This is a genomic window from Paenibacillus sp. QJM3NY_38, assembly GCF_056173265.1.
This window is the reverse complement of record NZ_CM149665.1, coordinates 5,888,015-5,905,936: the sequence shown is the minus strand read 5'-3', so window position 1 is coordinate 5,905,936 and position 17,922 is coordinate 5,888,015. Positions and strand designations below refer to the sequence as shown.

General features: G+C 49.9%; 18 protein-coding genes. 12 read left to right on the top strand and 6 right to left on the bottom strand.

The genetic code is table 11. From position 1 onward, the window contains the following. Nucleotides 1-94 precede the first annotated feature (94 nt). The 3 genes from recQ to AC0VZ8_RS27220 all read left to right on the top strand — a co-directional run bounded on the left by recQ (nucleotide 95) and on the right by AC0VZ8_RS27220 (nucleotide 4,268). Complete coding sequence (gene recQ, locus AC0VZ8_RS27230) at nucleotides 95-1,978, top strand: DNA helicase RecQ (RefSeq protein WP_475485043.1); 1,884 nt, start codon at nucleotides 95-97, stop codon at nucleotides 1,976-1,978. Nucleotides 1,979-2,082: 104 nt separating this feature from the next. Next, complete coding sequence (locus AC0VZ8_RS27225; protein ID WP_475485042.1) at nucleotides 2,083-3,858, top strand: B12-binding domain-containing radical SAM protein; 1,776 nt, start codon at nucleotides 2,083-2,085, stop codon at nucleotides 3,856-3,858. Between the two features lie 233 nt (nucleotides 3,859-4,091). Next, nucleotides 4,092-4,268: a hypothetical protein gene (locus AC0VZ8_RS27220; RefSeq protein ID WP_475485041.1), complete on the top strand. Its 177-nt coding sequence runs from the start codon at nucleotides 4,092-4,094 to the stop codon at nucleotides 4,266-4,268. A 192-nt stretch (nucleotides 4,269-4,460) separates the two neighbouring features. On the opposite strand, the gene AC0VZ8_RS27215 is transcribed toward AC0VZ8_RS27220, so the two are convergent. The 4 genes from AC0VZ8_RS27215 to mnmL all read right to left on the bottom strand — a co-directional run bounded on the left by AC0VZ8_RS27215 (nucleotide 4,461) and on the right by mnmL (nucleotide 8,072). Further along, on the bottom strand, nucleotides 4,461-5,429 hold the full coding sequence (locus AC0VZ8_RS27215; protein WP_475485040.1) for a lysophospholipase: 969 nt from the start codon (nucleotides 5,427-5,429) through the stop codon (nucleotides 4,461-4,463). Nucleotides 5,430-5,486: 57 nt separating this feature from the next. Continuing rightward, the gene (locus AC0VZ8_RS27210; RefSeq protein ID WP_194544342.1) at nucleotides 5,487-6,455 is read right to left on the bottom strand and encodes a type I phosphomannose isomerase catalytic subunit; all 969 of its coding nucleotides are present in this window, start codon (nucleotides 6,453-6,455) and stop codon (nucleotides 5,487-5,489) included. 73 nt (nucleotides 6,456-6,528) lie between these two features. Further along, nucleotides 6,529-7,119, bottom strand: a complete 591-nt coding sequence (gene mnmM, locus AC0VZ8_RS27205; protein ID WP_475485039.1) for a tRNA 5-(aminomethyl)-2-thiouridylate-methyltransferase MnmM — start codon at nucleotides 7,117-7,119, stop codon at nucleotides 6,529-6,531. After that, nucleotides 7,119-8,072 (bottom strand): tRNA modification radical SAM protein MnmL/YtqA, encoded by a 954-nt coding sequence (gene mnmL, locus AC0VZ8_RS27200; RefSeq protein WP_475485038.1) that lies wholly within the window; start codon nucleotides 8,070-8,072, stop codon nucleotides 7,119-7,121. The genes mnmM and mnmL overlap by 1 nt, the downstream gene beginning before the upstream one ends. A 305-nt stretch (nucleotides 8,073-8,377) precedes the next feature. Between mnmL and AC0VZ8_RS27195 the strand changes: the two genes are divergently transcribed. Together AC0VZ8_RS27195 and trmB are read left to right on the top strand one after the other, a co-directional pair. Next, nucleotides 8,378-8,560: a hypothetical protein gene (locus AC0VZ8_RS27195; RefSeq protein WP_427494871.1), complete on the top strand. Its 183-nt coding sequence runs from the start codon at nucleotides 8,378-8,380 to the stop codon at nucleotides 8,558-8,560. Between the two features lie 190 nt (nucleotides 8,561-8,750). Then, nucleotides 8,751-9,464, top strand: coding sequence for a tRNA (guanosine(46)-N7)-methyltransferase TrmB (gene trmB / locus AC0VZ8_RS27190; RefSeq protein WP_194544340.1), 714 nt, complete (start codon nucleotides 8,751-8,753; stop codon nucleotides 9,462-9,464). Nucleotides 9,465-9,581: 117 nt separating this feature from the next. Here the strand turns inward: trmB and AC0VZ8_RS27185 are convergent, their stop codons facing one another. Next, the gene (locus AC0VZ8_RS27185; protein ID WP_475485037.1) at nucleotides 9,582-10,709 is read right to left on the bottom strand and encodes an MGDG synthase family glycosyltransferase; all 1,128 of its coding nucleotides are present in this window, start codon (nucleotides 10,707-10,709) and stop codon (nucleotides 9,582-9,584) included. A 666-nt stretch (nucleotides 10,710-11,375) separates the two neighbouring features. Between AC0VZ8_RS27185 and AC0VZ8_RS27180 the strand changes: the two genes are divergently transcribed. The 5 genes from AC0VZ8_RS27180 to AC0VZ8_RS27160 all read left to right on the top strand — a co-directional run bounded on the left by AC0VZ8_RS27180 (nucleotide 11,376) and on the right by AC0VZ8_RS27160 (nucleotide 14,557). Next, nucleotides 11,376-12,614, top strand: a complete 1,239-nt coding sequence (locus tag AC0VZ8_RS27180; RefSeq protein WP_475485036.1) for a glycosyltransferase family 2 protein — start codon at nucleotides 11,376-11,378, stop codon at nucleotides 12,612-12,614. Nucleotides 12,615-12,894: 280 nt separating this feature from the next. After that, nucleotides 12,895-13,389 (top strand): translation initiation factor IF-3, encoded by a 495-nt coding sequence (gene infC, locus AC0VZ8_RS27175; protein WP_071222668.1) that lies wholly within the window; start codon nucleotides 12,895-12,897, stop codon nucleotides 13,387-13,389. Nucleotides 13,390-13,415: 26 nt separating this feature from the next. After that, the gene (rpmI, locus tag AC0VZ8_RS27170; RefSeq protein ID WP_007127239.1) at nucleotides 13,416-13,616 is read left to right on the top strand and encodes a 50S ribosomal protein L35; all 201 of its coding nucleotides are present in this window, start codon (nucleotides 13,416-13,418) and stop codon (nucleotides 13,614-13,616) included. Between the two features lie 30 nt (nucleotides 13,617-13,646). After that, nucleotides 13,647-14,006, top strand: a complete 360-nt coding sequence (gene rplT, locus AC0VZ8_RS27165; RefSeq protein ID WP_071222669.1) for a 50S ribosomal protein L20 — start codon at nucleotides 13,647-13,649, stop codon at nucleotides 14,004-14,006. A gap of 206 nt (nucleotides 14,007-14,212) precedes the next feature. Continuing rightward, entirely contained in the window at nucleotides 14,213-14,557 is a 345-nt protein-coding gene (locus tag AC0VZ8_RS27160) for a hypothetical protein (protein ID WP_475485035.1), read from the top strand. Here AC0VZ8_RS27160 and AC0VZ8_RS27155 read toward each other — a convergent pair whose 3' ends face one another. Further along, nucleotides 14,558-15,007 carry a GNAT family N-acetyltransferase gene (locus AC0VZ8_RS27155; RefSeq protein ID WP_475485034.1) on the bottom strand — a complete coding sequence of 150 codons (450 nt, stop codon included), beginning with the start codon at nucleotides 15,005-15,007 and terminating at the stop codon, nucleotides 14,558-14,560. Nucleotides 15,008-15,605: 598 nt separating this feature from the next. On the opposite strand from AC0VZ8_RS27155, the gene ilvB reads away from it, so the two are divergent. Further along, a complete protein-coding gene (gene ilvB, locus AC0VZ8_RS27150; protein ID WP_475485033.1) occupies nucleotides 15,606-17,348 on the top strand; it encodes a biosynthetic-type acetolactate synthase large subunit in 1,743 nt (580 codons plus the stop codon). Between the two features lies 1 nt (nucleotide 17,349). Next, nucleotides 17,350-17,835: an acetolactate synthase small subunit gene (ilvN, locus tag AC0VZ8_RS27145; protein ID WP_071222673.1), complete on the top strand. Its 486-nt coding sequence runs from the start codon at nucleotides 17,350-17,352 to the stop codon at nucleotides 17,833-17,835. Nucleotides 17,836-17,922: the final 87 nt, after the last annotated feature.

The window sequence follows — 17,922 nt, the reverse complement described above, 5'->3', positions numbered from 1 at the left end:
CGATTCGGTTGCCCATTCATGGAAAGGCCGTTAAACTTAAAGGATACAGGCTTTTCGAAACGGAAAACCAAGGAGAATTAAGGAGTTTTTATCCATGAATGTGGAAACAAATGATAGAGAATCGATGAATATGGATACAGCGCGGGATTATCTGCAGAAATATTACGGCTATCCTGATTTTCGGGAGGGCCAGAAAAAAATCGTCGGCAGTCTACTGGCGGGTCAAGATACGCTCGGGATTATGCCGACGGGCGGAGGCAAATCGATCTGTTATCAGATCCCGGCGCTCCTGTGTCCGGGTCTCACGTTGGTTGTATCGCCTTTGATTTCCTTGATGAAGGATCAGGTGGATGCCCTTACGACAGCGGGTGTGGCCGCTGCCTATATCAACAGCACGCTCAGCGGCAAGGAAGTGAACGATCGCATACGTGCGGCCAAGCGCGGAGAATTGAAGCTGTTATATGTCGCCCCGGAACGGCTTGAACTGGATTGGTTCCGGGAGGAGATGGCAGGTCTTGACATTTCGATTGTGGCTGTCGATGAAGCTCACTGCGTATCCCAGTGGGGGCATGATTTCCGGACCAGCTATCTCTCGGTGGCTCCTTTTGTTAAAGGGCTCCCGAACCGTCCGATTGTGGCGGCCTTTACGGCCACGGCCACGCCAGAAGTTATGGAAGACATGCAGCGTCTGCTTCGACTGGAACAGCCGCAGGTGTTCGTGACGGGCCTTGGACGCGACAATCTGGAGATGTCGGTGCTTCGCGGTGAGAACAAGCGGGAGTTCGTTCTGGACTATGCGGCATCGCATACCCACCAGCCAGGAATCATCTATGCCGCCACTCGCAAAGAGGTCGATGATTTATGCCAGCGCCTTCAAGCTAAGGGGCTTCTAGCCGGTCGATACCATGCCGGCATGAGTGACGCGGAGCGAGCGGAGAGCCAAGAGGCCTTCCTCTATGACGATATTCGCGTTATTGTAGCAACGAACGCATTTGGCATGGGGATCGATAAATCCAACGTCCGTTATGTCATTCATTACAATATGCCGAAAAATATGGAGTCCTACGTGCAGGAAGCAGGTCGTGCCGGACGGGATGGCGAGCCCAGCCAGTGTATACTGCTGTTCAGCGCCCAGGACATCATGACCCAGAAATTCCTGATTGAACAGAATCCCCAGGAGGGCGAGCGCAAGCAGAACGACTACCGGAAGCTGCAGCAGATGATCGATTACTGCTACACCACAAGGTGCCTGCGCAGCGCGATGCTGGATTATTTCGGGGAAGAGCATGAGGATAAGCCCTGCGGTACGTGCAGCTCCTGCACGGATGACCGGGAACTTGTCGATATCACGGTGGATGCGCAGAAAATTTTCTCATGCATCCACCGGATGCGCGAACGCTTTGGTGTGTCCACGGTCGCCTCCGTGCTGAAGGGCTCTCGGGCGAAAAAAGTGCTGGAGTACGGCTTTGACCGTCTTCCGACCTATGGCGTGATGTCGAATCGGACCGAGAAGGAGATATCCGAGACGATCAATGTGCTCATCTCGGAAGGGTTCCTGGCGCTGACGGAAGGCCAATACCCTGTCGTGAAACTGCAGAGCGAGGCCGCCGATGTGTTAAAAGGCCAGCGCGAAGTGATGCAGCGCGTTCCGCGTCCTTCCAAAGCCGCAGGCAGCCAGCGAAGCGGCAGCCGCCGCGATTATTCGCCGTCAGCCGTCAACGAGACGGTGTTCGAGCAGCTGCGTTTGATTCGGCGTGAGCTGGCAAGCAAAGAGCATGTGCCGTCCTACATCATTTTTAATGACGCAACCTTGCGCGAAATGAGTGTGGTTTGCCCGCAGAGCGAGGATGAGATGCTGAATGTCAAAGGGGTCGGTGAGGTGAAATTCCGTAAATACGGCCGTCCGTTCCTGGAATTCTTCCTGAATGGTCAGAGTGCGTCGAATGACGGGGACGATCTGTTTGACTATGAAGAATAGGCTTGCATGACAGGCGGAAATCATGGCTTTTTTCCGTTCCATCACTCAGAATAAACCGTTCGGTTAATAAATTTACATTATGTAGAAAGAAAGTGGACCCTATCATGAAAGTCATACTATCAACCTTGAATGCCAAGTACATTCATACCTCCTTGGCCATTCGCTGCCTGAAGGCATACAGCGAGAAGGATTTCGATATCGAACTGACGGAGTACACGATCAAGGACCCTGTGATGAATATCGTCTCCGACCTGTTCCAGCGCAAGCCGGATGTGATCGGATTCTCCTGTTATATATGGAATATTGAAGAAACGATTAAAGTGATCGATATCGTGAAGAAGATTATGCCGGAGGTCACGATCATATTGGGCGGACCTGAAGTATCCTACGATACGGAGTATTGGATGAAACGGCTGCACAATGTCGACTTTATCGTCATGGGTGAAGGCGAGGAGACCTTCCACCATTTGCTGCAAACGATTGAAGGGGACCGGAAGTATCATTTCGTTTATGGCGTGGCTTACCGCAAACAGGACGAAGTCATTGTGAATCCCGGAAGACCGAAGAGCATTCTGGCGGAGCTGCCTTCCCCGCATCGTTTTCCGGAGGATATCCCGCATCTCGGGAAGCGGGTTGTCTATTTTGAGACCAGCCGGGGCTGTCCCTTCAGCTGCCAGTTCTGCCTGTCGAGCATTGAGGTGGGGGTTCGCTACTACGACATTGAACGGACTAAGGCGGATATTCTCTACCTAATCGAGAACGGAGCGAAATTGATCAAGTTCGTAGACCGCACCTTTAACATTAAGAGGGATTACGCGCTTGAAATGTTCGAGTTTCTGATTGAGAACCATGGCGGCTGCGTATTCCAGTTTGAGATCACGGCGGATATTATGCGTCCCGAGGTGCTGGATTATTTGGCGAAAAATGCGCCTCCCGGCATTTTCCGGTTTGAAATCGGGGTGCAGTCGACCAACGATCCGACAAACGAGCTGGTGAAGCGTCGCCAGAATTTCACCAAGCTGTCGCGCACGGTGAACATGATCAAGGACAGCCGCAAAATCGATCAGCATTTGGATTTGATCGCAGGTCTTCCGGAAGAGGATTACGATACATTCCGCAAAACGTTTAACGACGTATTTGCACTTGGACCGGAAGAGTTGCAGTTAGGCTTCCTGAAGATGCTCCGCGGAACCGGGCTGCGGATCGATGCGGACAAGTATAATTACACCTACATGGATCATGCTCCGTATGAGATCCTCGGCAGCGACGTGCTTCCCTTCTCGGATATCGTCCGATTGAAGAGACTGGAGGATGTGCTGGAGAAGTATTGGAATGCGCACCGGATGGATCACACCCTGAATTATTTGATGAAGCATGAGTTTACGTCGCCGTTTGATTTCTTCCAAGAGTTTGGAGACTACTGGGAAGGACAGGGCTGGCAAAAAATCGGCCATCAGCTCGAGGACCTGTTTACGCGTTTAACGGCTTTCCTTGAAGATCGGAAGACCCCGCATATGGACGTTGTCTCCGGTCTCATGAAGTTCGATTATTTCCTGGGCCATAAGTATAAGCCTCGGAAAATATGGTGGGATCATACCCAGGATAAAGCGCAATGGACCGCCAATGTCCGCAAAATCGTAGAGGAGCCTGCGGCCCTGTCCGACGGTTTTGCCGATCTGGGGATCACGGAGCGCGATCTGCAGAAACATGCGATGATCGAGGTGCTGCCATTTAACCTCAGCGATGCCATCCAGGGTGGCACTGGACTCCCGGACAGCTCGGACCATGCAACGATGCTGTTGGTGTTGTATCAGCAGAACGAAACAGGACAGCCGCAGTACTACACGATGCCTGTGGAGTTAGCGAAGCAGGCAAAGTAGAGTTAGCGAAGGACAACTCCTTACCGGAACTTGATGTGAGCGACTTGCCGTTTTGGCGAGATAACTTTCTTCTAAGGATCATGGATCGGTAGGGACTCATAGGGACTGATTGGATTGAAGCTGTGATCACGCCCCCTTTCGTATCATTAATGGACTGTAACCTGGGCGTCCCGGAATAAAACACCCTGAGGATCGGTATTCTAATCGCATCAACCGATGAGGAGGGGATGTTTATGAACGGGAAACAGATGGGGCGGGAACAGCATCCGCAGGATGAGCCCACCATTGCGCCGGGTATGGAAACCAATGATGATCTGCGCGAAGAGGCTACGGAGGATGAAGTAGAGCATGGCGAGTACACCGAGGTCACGCAGCTGATCATCGATCGCACGCCGAACGAGGAAGAGTAAGGGGCTGGGCTTTCTGTTAAGTAGGTTTACTTACTTGACGAATAGCTTGTCGAATTAAAAAGGGTTTACATTTACTAAGGAATTTTATGTTAAGGATGGATATGCACAGCGTCACAACAGATAAGGGGGTGTCCCAAAAGGTCCATTAACCTTTTGGGACACCCCCTTATTAATTCGTCCTGCATCATTCTTTTACATACGCGTTTCGATTCTCGTGGCGTCTCTAGTCCCATGCGATTCCGAGGTGTGCCGTTCTAGCCAGTCGAGAACATGTGCCGCTACTTCATCCCGGTTGATTTCATGCAGCATTTCGTGGCGGCCGCCGGGATACAAACGGTATTCAAGATCCTGGATGCCATGTTTCCGGTACATTTCGATCAACCGCCGTACGCCTTTACCGCGGTGTCCGACCGGATCATCCTCGCCCGAGAAAATGTAGACCGGCTTATCCTTAAGAAGGCATTCCATCAATTGAGGTTTATGGATCTGGGATAGCAGCTTGAAGAAATCACGGAAGAAACGAGCGCTGCATACCTGACCGCAGTAGGGGTCGTTGATATACTTATCCACTTCCGTTTCATCCCGGGATAACCAATCGAATGGAGTGCGAATAGGGCCGAAACCTTTGTTGTAAGGGCCGAACACGATGGCGTTCAGCATCAGACTCCGGTGCGTGTTTCCTTGAAGGCGCATTTGTGCCGCTGCCAGATTCAAACCGAACGCCAGCAGTCCCTGTGGACCATTGGTGCCGGACAGAATGAATCCGTCGAATAATTCGCCGTTCGAACACATGATCTTTTGGGTCAAAAAAGACCCCATGCTGTGACCCATCAAGTAATGTGGAACACTAGCATGGCGCTTTTTAAGCTCGGAAGCAAGAAGCAGCAGGTCTTCAATCATCCCTTCGAATCCGTCTTCCCCGGCATCGCCGAGAAGTGTAAGGCCGGACGTTTGTCCATGACCCCGATGGTCGTTGCAGTACACAGCGTAACCGTGTGCTGTAAGCAACTCGGCAAGCTCCTCGTATCGTATGCCGGTTTCGCACATGCCATGCGCAATTTGCACGATGGCACGAACGGGTTGGTCCGGCTCCGGCAGCCATTGATATACAAAAACATGCATGCCCTGCGTATTCAGCATCGTAAACGTGTCGGTTTGCATTTCAGGCCTAACACCTCCACAAAAACGAATGGTTTATTTCAATACTTTATACCCTGTTTATGGAAGATATGAACGAAGAACCGTAGATTGCCCGTCCAGCGTATATGCACCCAGGTTAGCTGGCAGCAGGAAGCATTGTCCGGACGTATACTCAATGGAGCCGTTATCCCAGCTGAGGGTTCCTTGACCATCGCATACCACGACGATCGTGAAGCTTTCCGCGGAAGTGGACAAGGACCAGGCACCGTTAACAACGCCTTTCTCGACAACAAAATAGGGAGATTTGGCAAGCTCAAGCCATTCTCCAGGCGCGGTTCCTTCCGTGCTCATCGTGGTCGCGCCGGATCCTTCATAGGCCGTCACATTCAAGGAGTCCTCGATATGAAGCTCGCGCGGCTTACCGTCAAGGCCTGGTCGATTATAATCGAAAATCCGGTAGGTTGTATCCGAATTTTGCTGAATTTCCGCCACTACAACGCCAGCACATAGGGCGTGCACCGTACCGGCAGGTATGTAGAACGTGTCTCCGGCTTTTACGGACACTTCTTGCAGCTGGTCCATAACCGTGCCGTTTTCCATGGCCTCTTTCAACGTCTCGCGGCTAACGCCTTCCTTCAGACCGTATATGATTTTGGCGTCCGGCTTCGCATCCAGCACATACCACATTTCTGTCTTGCCCAGCTCGCCTTTCGGAAGCCCCTCATAGTCATCGGTCGGATGCACCTGAACGGAGAGGTTGTCATTGCAGTCAAGCAGCTTGATCAGCAGGGGGAAACGTCCGTTAACCTCGGAGAATCCTTTGCTGCCAAACCACTCCCGTCCAAATTGCTCCCGAACCTGATCCAGGCCGCGACCGGCAAGTTCACCGTTCACAATGCTGGTCGTGCCGTTCGGGTGGTCGGCGATCATCCAGCCTTCTCCGATATGTCCTTCAGGAATATCCAGGCCGAATTGCTCCAGGGCACGGCCACCCCACACACGCTCTTTAAATTCGGGTTGGAACAATAATGGATATGGTTTTGTCATAGTAATCATCTACCTTTCATCATGTTTGGAATATTCTATGGATGTAAGTGCGGGACCTCTCCTAGAACTTATATCATATCGGCTTCTTCCGTTCCAGTGCAATGAGATATGGCGCTTCGGAACGCTGAAGACCACGATACAATATCGTTTGCACTTTGTGCTGGGGCAATTCCGCCGCCCAGGCCTGCACGGCGTCCGCTTCGGCATCGCCGCCTTTATGGCCCGGGTACAGCACGATGGTGATAATGCCGCCGGGACGGAGCAGCTCGATGGCTGCTTCCAGAGCCGTGAGTGTGCTGGCGGTTTCCGTCATGATCCGTTTATCTGATGAATCTGCCGGAAGGTAACCGAGATTGAACATGATCGCACCCATACGGCCATGCTCGCACTCAGGTACGCATTCTCCCATATGGGCATGGCTCTGATGGTGAAGGGTAACCTCCGCAAGGGTGCCGGGCGGTTCCTTGTCCAGCCGATCACGAGTCAGCTGCAGCGCCTGTTCCTGAATATCAAAAGCGTACACCTTGCCCTTTGATCCTGTGCATTTGGCTAGATACAGCGTATCGGCCCCGGTTCCCGCCGTCGCATCCAGCGCAATGTCTCCAGGCCGCAGCCTTTCGGACACCAGCTTGTGAGCAAAACTCAAAACCGAGAGGAAGCCCATCAGGATCCCCCCCACAATTTACCCTGCCATGTATCCCGGCGCTTGAGCTCGGCGTCAATGCCGTTAAGCACTTCCCACTTCTTGAGACTCCACGTCGGCCCGATCAAGAGATCCCGTGGAGCGTCTCCCGTCAGACGGTGGACGATCATTTCGGGAGGTAAAAATTCCAGGCTATCTACGATAAGGCTGATATATTCGTCCTGTTCCAGGAACCGCAGCAGCCCCGCCTCATATTGCTTCACCATCGGCGTCTTGCGCATAAGGTGCAGCAGATGGATCTTGATTCCCTGCACATCCATCTTGGAGACCGCGCGGCCGGTGGCGAGCATCATCTCATGGTCCTCTTGCGGAAGACCATAAATGATGTGTGTGCAGACACGGATGTTATGCTTGCGCAGCTTTTCGACCGCTTCCAGATAACATTCGGTATCATGGGCCCGGTTGATCAGCTCGGAGGTGGAATCATGGATCGTTTGCAGGCCCATTTCCACCCAGAGATAGGTTCGCTCATTCAGCTCGGCCAGGTATTCCACGACGTCGTCAGGCAAGCAATCCGGGCGTGTAGCGATCGATAAACCGACAACGCCCGGCTGCTGCAGAATGACTTCATAGAACTCCCGAAGCTCCTCTACTGGAGCATAAGTGTTGGTATAGGCTTGGAAATAACCGATGTATTTGGCGCTCGGCCACTTCTGGTGCTGCCGGTCCCGGATGGTGTTGAACTGGGTAACAAGATCGTCCCGCCGTCGTCCGGCAAAATCACCGGAGCCGCGGGCGCTGCAGAAGGTGCACCCGCCCTTGGCAATCGTGCCGTCGCGGTTCGGGCACGTAAAGCCCGCATCCAGCATAACCTTGAATACTTTTTCCTGGAATTGGCTGCGCATCTCGTAATTCCATGTATGAAATCGTTTGTCGCCCCATAATGTTGGGGCGGGTCTAAGTGATGTACTCATGTGTGCTCCTTTATAGCCGCATAAGATGAATAGAGACAGGTATAGCCGTGCCTCAAAGTATACATGTTTTACTTAACTTATACTTAAGCAGATATGTCCATTGTAACAAAAAATAAAACTTTGCGTTATATACAGGTCTTCAAGCCTAATTAAGATGTTGTTACTTGAATGAATTGCATATAATTGGTATATTTAAAGTAGAAAAATAAAAATATGATTCAAGCAATTTTGGCATGGGTATATATCGGATAGGATTCATATTTGTGTGACGTCATGGATACAATAATACCGTGAGGTGATTACGAATGAATTCATCGACAGTAAAGAATGACAGTAGAGACAAAATCGCTGTGGAGCTTACCCCGAACGAAGCTTTAGCCCTTACCGGCGTGGAGTTTAACTCCAACCAGGACGTGAAGGCTTCGGCACGCCGCAAGATTCGGGCCGCCTTTGAGAAGACGTTTGATTTTACGTCGAATGAAAGGTAGACTATTCACAGTTTAACCATCGCGGAACCCCAATTCCAAATATAAGAAAGAGGAACCTAAAGCCTTTGCGTTAAGCAGAGTATAGGTTCCTTTTTCTATGGGGCCTTTACTTTTGGGATTAACTTCGTCACAATAAATGCAGTATCGGGTTATCATTCTAAATTTACTTGGAAAGTTTCGGAGGTATGACATGCGTTTACGCGGAAGAAAAGGTATACGGGAAAATCTGGAGCAGCAGGAAGACCTGGTCGTTTTGGACCCCGGTCAATATAGAGGGAAATGGGCTTCATTATTTGGCAATGACCTCCCGATCCATGTCGAATTCGGCATGGGCAAAGGTCAATTTATAAGCCAGATGAGTTACAAACATCAGAATGTGAATTTTATCGGGGTGGACATGTACGACGAGCTGATTCGCCGCGCAAGCGAAAAGGGACGCAATGTCTGGGCTCAGGATGGTGTCGATACCCCGCCGAATTTGAAGCTGGCACTGTTTAATATCGAGAACGTCGAGCAGGTTTTTGAACCCGGCGAGATCGAACGTTTATATTTAAACTTCAGCGATCCGTGGCCAAAATCCAAGCATGCCCGCCGTCGTTTGACGCATCCGCGTTTTTTGGACAAGTATTCCCAAATCCTGAACGAGCGTGGGGAGATTCATTTCAAGACCGATTCGGTTACGCTTTTTGAATTCTCTCTGAATGCATTTGCCGATTATGGTTTGCAAATGACGAATATTTCGCTGGATCTGCATCGGGACGGACTGAACGAAGAACACGTGATGACCGAATACGAGACGAAATTTGTCGGTCAAGGTATGCAGATACATCGCTGCGAGGCCATCGTTGGCAAGGAAGCACTTGCTTCCTACCATAAGAATCGTCTTGAAAAATACGGTAAATAACGTCTATATGGTAGAGTTCCTTCAATGATAGCGCTTGCATCTATTATAATAGTAGGAAAACTATCAATTCGATAACGTGTTTGCGGAAAACCGCGCAAAAAAAGGTGTGCTCCCTCTTTAGGAGTACACCTTTTCGTTTTCGAGCATGTCGATGATGCTGCGTGCGCTTTGCATCGGATGGAATCGCTCGATGTCTCGCAAATTTTGCGCCCGTTGCTGTTGAATCATATCGTATTGATGAAGCAGTTTATTCATCCAGTTGCCAATAACCTCCAGCGAGTGGATAGGCTCGCCCAATCCTTGCGCGGTGAAGTATTGGCAGTTCTCTTCTTCCTGCCCCGGAAGAGGCTGATGAAACAGCATCGGGATTCCTTTGGCCAAGCCTTCGGTGCATGTCATCCCGCCAGGCTTCGTAACGAGCAGATCCGACACCTCCATCAGCTTGTCGATCTCGCGCGTAAAGCCCAAAATCCGGATGTTCGGATGCTGGAACCGGGGGTTGTTCTCCATCTCCTCGCGTCCCTTGTCGTTATTGCCGAGGCAAAATATGATCTGGACTTCGTCGCGCCATCGGGTCAGAAATTCATGCACCACTTCGTCGTTCATAATGCCCCAGCCTCCGCCCATTACAAGCACGGTAGGCATATCGGACAGTTTAAATCGTTCCCTGATTTCCTTTTTGCTCGGATGCGTCCAGAAGTCGGGATGGATCGGAATGCCGGTAACCTGAATTTTAGCTTGGGACACCCCGCGATTGAGCAGCTTTCGCCTCACCTCCGGCGTGGACACGAAATATCGGTCAACCTCTGGACTGATCCATGTATCGTGAGCATCATAATCGGTAATAACGGTACACAGAGGCACATCGATGCCCAGTCGTTTCAAACGCGAGATGACCGCGCTTGGTATAAAATGGGTACACACAATGATGTCGGGTTTGAGCTGTCTAACCACGTTTTTGGTGCTTGTATAGAACATTCGGTGAAGTGCTAAAGCCGTAAAGCGGTTAAAGGACTTTTGATGGCGATACATGTACCCGACCAATCTCGGGCGAGTTGTAATCGTCTTTCTGTAGGCCGAAATGATTAGTGGAGCGATTTTAGGGTTCAAGAAGCTCCCGAGCTCGAGAACTTTGGTCTGAACGCTAGGCGATAACTGGCGCAGGCTGCTGGAGAGTGCATGAGCAGCCTGTGTATGGCCTGCACCGAACCCTTCAGATAACAGCAAGACTCTTTTTTTAGCCACTACTTTTCACCCGTTCTGCAGCGTTATTCTTTAACTTTAACATATCGACTTTGGGAAAAGAAATCAACCATTCTCCACTTGTGTTTCAGGGACTTTGGTCCCGGAAACGGAAACTTTATTCGGCAAGCTTCTCGCTGGCGCCTTGCTACTTAAGGAGTTAGTCAGCTGCGCGCATTTTGTAGAAAATCAGGGTCCGTGGTCTTTTGACTTGAGTATGAGATGCCGCTACAATGATTCAAACGGACATCAAAAAGTTTATTAGAGAAAGAGCATTGAAAAACGAAAACTTTTTGGGTGTCTGTTGCGTTTATTTATTGGCGGACAAGTCGAAAAAGAAAAAATAGGCGGCCAAGAGAAATAAAAAGCAAGGAAACGGATGAAAATAAGAACTAAAGCCGTTTGAAACGAAGCCTGCTGGCAAACGACATTGCAAGCTGAGCTCTTTTACGAAGTTTTTCCGTAAATTAGAGCATTCCACGGTTTTGACAAAAGATTAAAAAGTGTGGAAAATCGTGTATGACGTGCGAAGTTGCCCCGCGGCACCGAGGCTACTAGAAGGACAGACACAAGTCACAGGGTCATAGCAACAACAAAAAAAAGCGAAAAACTTAGAGAGAAAAAAATAACAAACATTCTCGGGTTATAAAAAGGGGGTAACGGAGAATCATGACAGACGCCATCTTTATCGCGCTCCAACTATTCTTGGCCGCGGTGGGTGTGTACCAGTTCGTATTCTCTTTGTTTGGTCTGGTCAAAAGAAAAAAGAAACAACAGTTTGAACCCAATAAATCATTTGCAGTGTTAGTTGCTGCGCACAACGAAGAACAGGTTGTCGGTGCATTAATGGAGAACCTGAAACAGCTTGATTATCCGAAACATCTGTACGACGTATTTGTCATCTGCGACAATTGTACAGATCGTACTGCAGAGATCGTCCGTGCCCACGGGATGAACGCATGCGTGCGTACGAATCAGAATCTGCGGGGCAAAGGTTATGCCATCGAGTGGATGCTGAAAGAGCTCTGGGCAATGCCGCGCCAGTATGATGCGGTTGTCATGTTTGACGCGGATAATCTGGCCGCTCCGAATTTCTTGAACGAAATGAACAATGATCTCTGCTCTGGAGCAAGAGTTATCCAGGGATATATCGATACCAAGAATCCTGAGGATTCCTGGATCACTGCCTCTTACGGGGTGTCTTACTGGTATATCAACCGCTTGTGGCAGCTTTCCCGCAGCAATCTCAACATGGCGAACTTCCTCGGCGGTACAGGAATGTGCTTTGAGACCAATCTCTTGAAGGAGATCGGCTGGGGCGCAACCAGTCTGGTTGAGGACTTGGAGTTCACGATGCGCAGCGTTATGCGCGGCGTGTATCCGAAGTTCAACTATGACGCGAAGGTATTTGACGAAAAGCCGCTTACGTTTAAAGCTTCCGCCAGACAACGTCTGCGCTGGATGCAGGGTCACTTTACGGTTGCCCGCCGTTATTTCTTCCCGCTGCTGTGGCGTGCCATTAAAGAACGCAGCCTCGTGAAGCTGGACTTGGCATTGTACGGAGTCAACGTTTACATCGTACTGCTGACTTTCTTGTTGACGGCCATCATCTGGGTTGACAGCTCATTCTTCGATGGTCCGAATATCGCGAACCTGTACGGTTATTTACCGCTCTGGCTTAGTTTTACAGCGATCGCGGCGAATGTGTTCACGTTCATGATCGCGATGGTTTTGGAGAAGGTGAAATACAAGAAGGTGTATTTGTATCTGGTGCTGTTTCCGATTTACCTGCTGTCGTGGTACCCTATCACGGTATATGCGTTCTTCACGCAGAACAACAAGCAGTGGAGTCATACGGAGCATACCCGGGTTGTACGCCTTGAAGAAGTTCAAAGCAAACAAGGCTAATCCAATATTTATATTCCATCTGTGTTGACAGAAGATAGGATGACCTGTTATACTATCGTAGTCTGTTAAACAGAATATCTGATTGCAAGCAGAAGCGCCGCTTCTCACCTGACCGACATGTGTTGGCTGGTTTGATCACGAAATCAATGAATGGATTTAACTTCATTTGTGAGATGAGTATCAAATAGGGATGTCGGTGATTAACCCGTCATCCCTTTATTTTTTTTGCAAACAGGAACAACAAGTAATTTGGAGGTGGAGGACTATCAGTAAGGAACATATGATCAATGACGAGATTCGGGCCAAGGAAGTACGTTTGGTTGGTGCCGAAGGTGAGCAAATCGGGATCAAGCCGATTCGTGAAGCACTGCAAATGGCAATTGATCTCAATCTGGATCTGGTGAACGTGGCCCCTCAGGCGAAACCGCCGGTATGCCGCATCATGGACTACGGTAAATTCCGCTATGAGCAGCAGAAGAAAGAGAAGGAAGCACGTAAGAACCAGAAAATTGTGGATATCAAAGAAGTATGGTTCCGAGCCAACATTGAGGAGCATGATTATCAAACCAAGCTTCGCAATGTCGTTAAGTTTTTGAAAGACGGCGATAAAGTGAAATGCTCCGTGCGTTTCCGTGGTCGTGAAATCACCCATGCTAACATTGGTCAGAAGATTTTGGAGCGCGTGAAGGTGGAAGTGGCGGATCTCTGCGTCATTGAACGTCAACCGAAATTGGAAGGCCGCAGCATGATTATGATCTTGGCTCCAAAAGCCTAAGAGAAATTAGAGGAGGAAGTACTACAATGCCTAAAATGAAAACACATAGCAGCCTGAAAGGCCGCTTCAAGATTACTGGTACTGGTAAAGTTAAACGTTATAAAGCTTACAAAAACCATTTGCTTTCCCACAAATCCAAGCGTGCGAAGCGCGTATTGTCCAATAGCCCAGTTATGGCGCCTGGAGATGTTAAACGTTTGAAGCAAGGTCTGGCTAACTTGAAATAGTAAACAACAATTATTGGGAGGTCTTTTGATATGGCACGAGTTAAAGGCGGATTTGTCGTTCGTCGTCGACATAAAAAAGTATTGAAGCTTGCGAAAGGTTATTTCGGTTCCAAACACCGCATTTTTAAAACAGCGAACGAGCAGGTAATGAAATCCCTCGTTTATGCATACCGGGATCGTCGTACAACGAAACGTAATTTCCGTAAATTGTGGATCGTTCGTATCAACGCGGCTGCTCGTCAAAACGGTCTGTCTTACAGCAAATTGATGCATGGTCTGAAGCTTGCTGGCGTGGACATTAACCGTAAAATGCTGGCTGATCTGGCTGTTAATGATCTGAACGCGTTCAATTCTTTGGCTACTGTAGCTAAAGAAAAAGTGAACGCTTAATTATACGTGTATGAAGAAACCGCCGTAATATTACGGCGGTTTTTTTAAATTTTCCACTCCTGTCCGTCATACATAAGAATCGTAAGCGCTGAATGCTGAGCAGGACGAGCTTTTTTACCTATCTTTAACGATCGTAAGGGCCATGAAACAAGCAAGGGAACTCCTTCCGGAATAAATTGAATGTATATTACCTGAGGAGGGATCTTATGCACAAGCCTGTCAGCAAGGCAAAAGTGAAATCATATGTGGGCAAACAGATCGTAGCGTATAAGAAGGACGGGACGATGGTGACAGGCAAGCTGGTACGCGTTTCCGGCAACCGCCTTTTTGTAGAACCGGCAACCAAGGGGAAAAAGGTGAGAACCAAGGCGATTCTTCCGCTCGCATTGTTTGACCTTCTTGCCATTGGGACGGCACCTTATGCGTTCGGTGGAGGCTATGGTGGCGGATTCGGTGGATATCCGGGAGGCTACCCAGGGGGATACGGCGGCGGATTCGGACCGGGGTATGGCGCGTTTGGGCCAGGCTTTGGGCCAGGTTTCTTCTGGTAATTAGAGGAACCAAACCTTCTCTAGCTCATAACAGCGGCTCGGTTCGATGATTCTTGTAACCGTGTAGCCGAGCTTTCGGTAAAAGTTAAGGCCGGTCTGGTTTCCAATATCCACCATGACCTTGGCGCGTTTGCATCCGCGGGATACAGCGAAACGTTCGGCATGCTCCATCAATCGGACACCCCACCGTCTTCGCTGTGCGGTGGATGTGACGGCCAGCATATCGATATACAGCAGTTCGCCGTGCATCATAAAATGGATAAAGGCAATGATTTTATCGTTATCCTGAGGCGAAGCAACAAGGGTCACGCCGCGTCGTAATCGAGAGGGAATATCCTTGCGGATGATGTCCAACTCTTTTTTTGTCATATGGGAAAGCGGGACGAGTTGGGACTCAATGAGTTGTAGAATCATCGGATCATCCTGCTCCGGTTTTCGATAGCGGATCATCGTGTTGTTTCCTCCCTTCACCGCTATTAAGGATAGCTCCATTTATCATATGTAGCAGGGTTTAAGAGCGTGTTTTGCATCAAGGGAGCGAGGGGATTGTTCCAATTGTGAATGAAAACCTTTCATCGGAAGTAAAATAAATGTGTTGACTTCTGGAATGAATGAATCATATAATGTTTCTAAACATTTTAACGAATATATCCAATCGGCAATGATGAGGACGAAGTTTAAAGGGCTCTTTTGCTCAGAGAGTGGATGGATCAGCTGAAACCACCACCAAAACCCCTTTTATACGAGCTCACCTCGGAGCTGTTTCCCTGAAAGATGCTACGCTATGACTTTATCGCATTAAGTCGTAACAGCGTTTATTAGGGGGAATCGTCTTAGTCCACGTTACGGACTGCAGATATTGAAGAGCTGTGTTCATTATGTTCTTCATACCTGCTGAGGCTTTACACTGCGAAGTGTAGGGCAAACATGGGTGGTACCACGGAAGCTAAACCTTTCGTCCCTCACACGGAGATACTCCGGGTGTGGCGACGGAAGGTTTTTTTGTTGCTTGAAGGAAGAGTGCCAATATTTGAGAGGAGGATGACTGATGAGCGCGCAAACTCCAGAAGTGCGGTCTACAGAACAATTACGAGAGAAATGGTTGAAGCCTGAAGTGATTACCGGATCGGAAATCTTGCTTCGGAGTCTTCTGCTCGAAGGTGTCGAATGCGTCTTCGGGTATCCGGGCGGAGCGGTCCTGTACATCTACGATGCCATGTATGGTTTTGAGGACTTCAATCACGTCTTGACCCGTCATGAACAAGGCGCCATTCATGCAGCTGACGGTTACGCTCGCGCAAGCGGCAAAGTCGGTGTGTGCATAGCGACTTCAGGACCGGGGGCAACGAACCTTGTGACCGGTATCGCAACAGCTTATATGGATTCCGTTCCACTCGTTGTGATAACCGGTAACGTTGCAACAACCCTGATCGGTACGGACGCTTTCCAGGAAGCGGACATTACGGGCATCACGATGCCGATTACGAAACACAGCTATCTGGTAAGAGATGTAAAGGATCTGCCAAGGGTGATTCACGAAGCCTTCCATATCGCTTCAACCGGCCGGAAAGGTCCGGTACTGATCGATATTCCGAAGGATGTATCCGCCGCAACGACGCTGTTCCAGCCGGAAGAACGAATTCAACTGAGAGGATATAATCCTCGGACGGTACCTAACAAACTTCAGCTGGATAAATTAGCCCGCGCGATTGAGGAAGCCGAGCGTCCTATGATCCTTGCCGGCGGCGGCGTGATTTACTCCGGAGCTCATGAAGGGCTGTACGAATTCGTGAATAAATCCGGGATTCCGATCACGACAACGCTTCTCGGTCTGGGTGCCTTCCCAAGCGGCCATGAGTTGTGGACGGGAATGCCGGGTATGCACGGAACCTACACATCAAACCATGGTATTCAGCAGTCGGACCTGCTGATCAATATCGGGGCAAGATTCGATGACAGGGTTACAGGCAAGCTCGATGGTTTCGCGCCACATGCGAAAATCGTTCATATCGATATCGACCCGGCTGAGATCGGCAAGAACGTGCCAACCGATATCCCGATTGTCGGAGACGTGAAGACCGTGCTTGAGATGCTGAATCCGCTCGTTCCGTACGCAGCGAAAGCAGATGCGTGGAGAGACCAGATCAGCAAATGGAAAGCCGAATACCCATTCCGTTACGTCGATTCAGATACGGTGCTGAAGCCGCAATGGGTTATCGAAATGCTGAACGATACGACAAAGGGTGAAGCGATTGTAACGACTGACGTTGGCCAGCACCAAATGTGGGCCGCTCAGTATTACAAGTTCAACCAGCCGCGTTCCTGGATCACCTCCGGCGGTCTCGGCACGATGGGCTTCGGATTCCCGTCCGCGATTGGTGCCCAGATGGCGCATCCGGATCGCCTGGTCATTTCGATCAACGGGGATGGCGGCATGCAGATGTGTTCGCAAGAACTTGCCATCTGTGCCATCAACAACATTCCGGTAAAAATCGTTGTCATCAACAACCAGGTGCTCGGTATGGTACGTCAATGGCAGGAGCTCATTTACGATAACCGTTACAGCCACATCGATCTGGCAGGCAGCCCTGATTTCGTCAAGCTGGCTGAAGCCTACGGTGTCAAAGGACTTCGTGCTACCACGAAAGAAGAAGCACAGCGTGCTTGGGCCGAAGCGATGGAAACACCGGGACCCGTCCTCGTTGAATTCGTTGTAGAGAAAGGCGAGAACGTGTATCCGATGGTGACGCAAGGGTCGACAATCGATCAAATGCTGATGGGGGATGCGTAAGATGAGTACAAAACATACCATTGCCGTACTAGTGAACGACCAGCCGGGTGTCCTGCAGCGCGTATCCGGGTTATTCGGACGCAGGGGCTTTAACATCGAGAGCATTACCGTGGGGCAGTCGGAGGAATCCGGCTTGTCCCGGATGGTTATCGTAACCACCGGTGATGAAACGACGCTGGAGCAGGTGGAGAAGCAGCTTTACAAGCTGATCGATGTTATTAAAGTCATTAACCTGAGCTCGAAACCGATGGTAGCCAGGGAACTCGCCCTGATCAAAGTAAAAGCCGAGCCATCGGCCAGACCGGAAATTATGGGCGTTGTCGAGACATTCCGCGCATCCGTCGTGGATATCGGCACAGCCAACCTGATGGTTCAGGTGGTTGGCGATACCGTCAAAATCGATGCCATGATCGAGCTGCTTAAGCCGTATGGCATCCAGGAGCTTTCCCGTACCGGGGTTACCGCGATGATTCGCGGTAACGCGTAATGATTTTACGTTTTTCTTTTATCCGGATGACAAAGTTATTGCAATATAAGCGTTAGACACCTGCATGGCATGAGCGGGTGTCTCAGC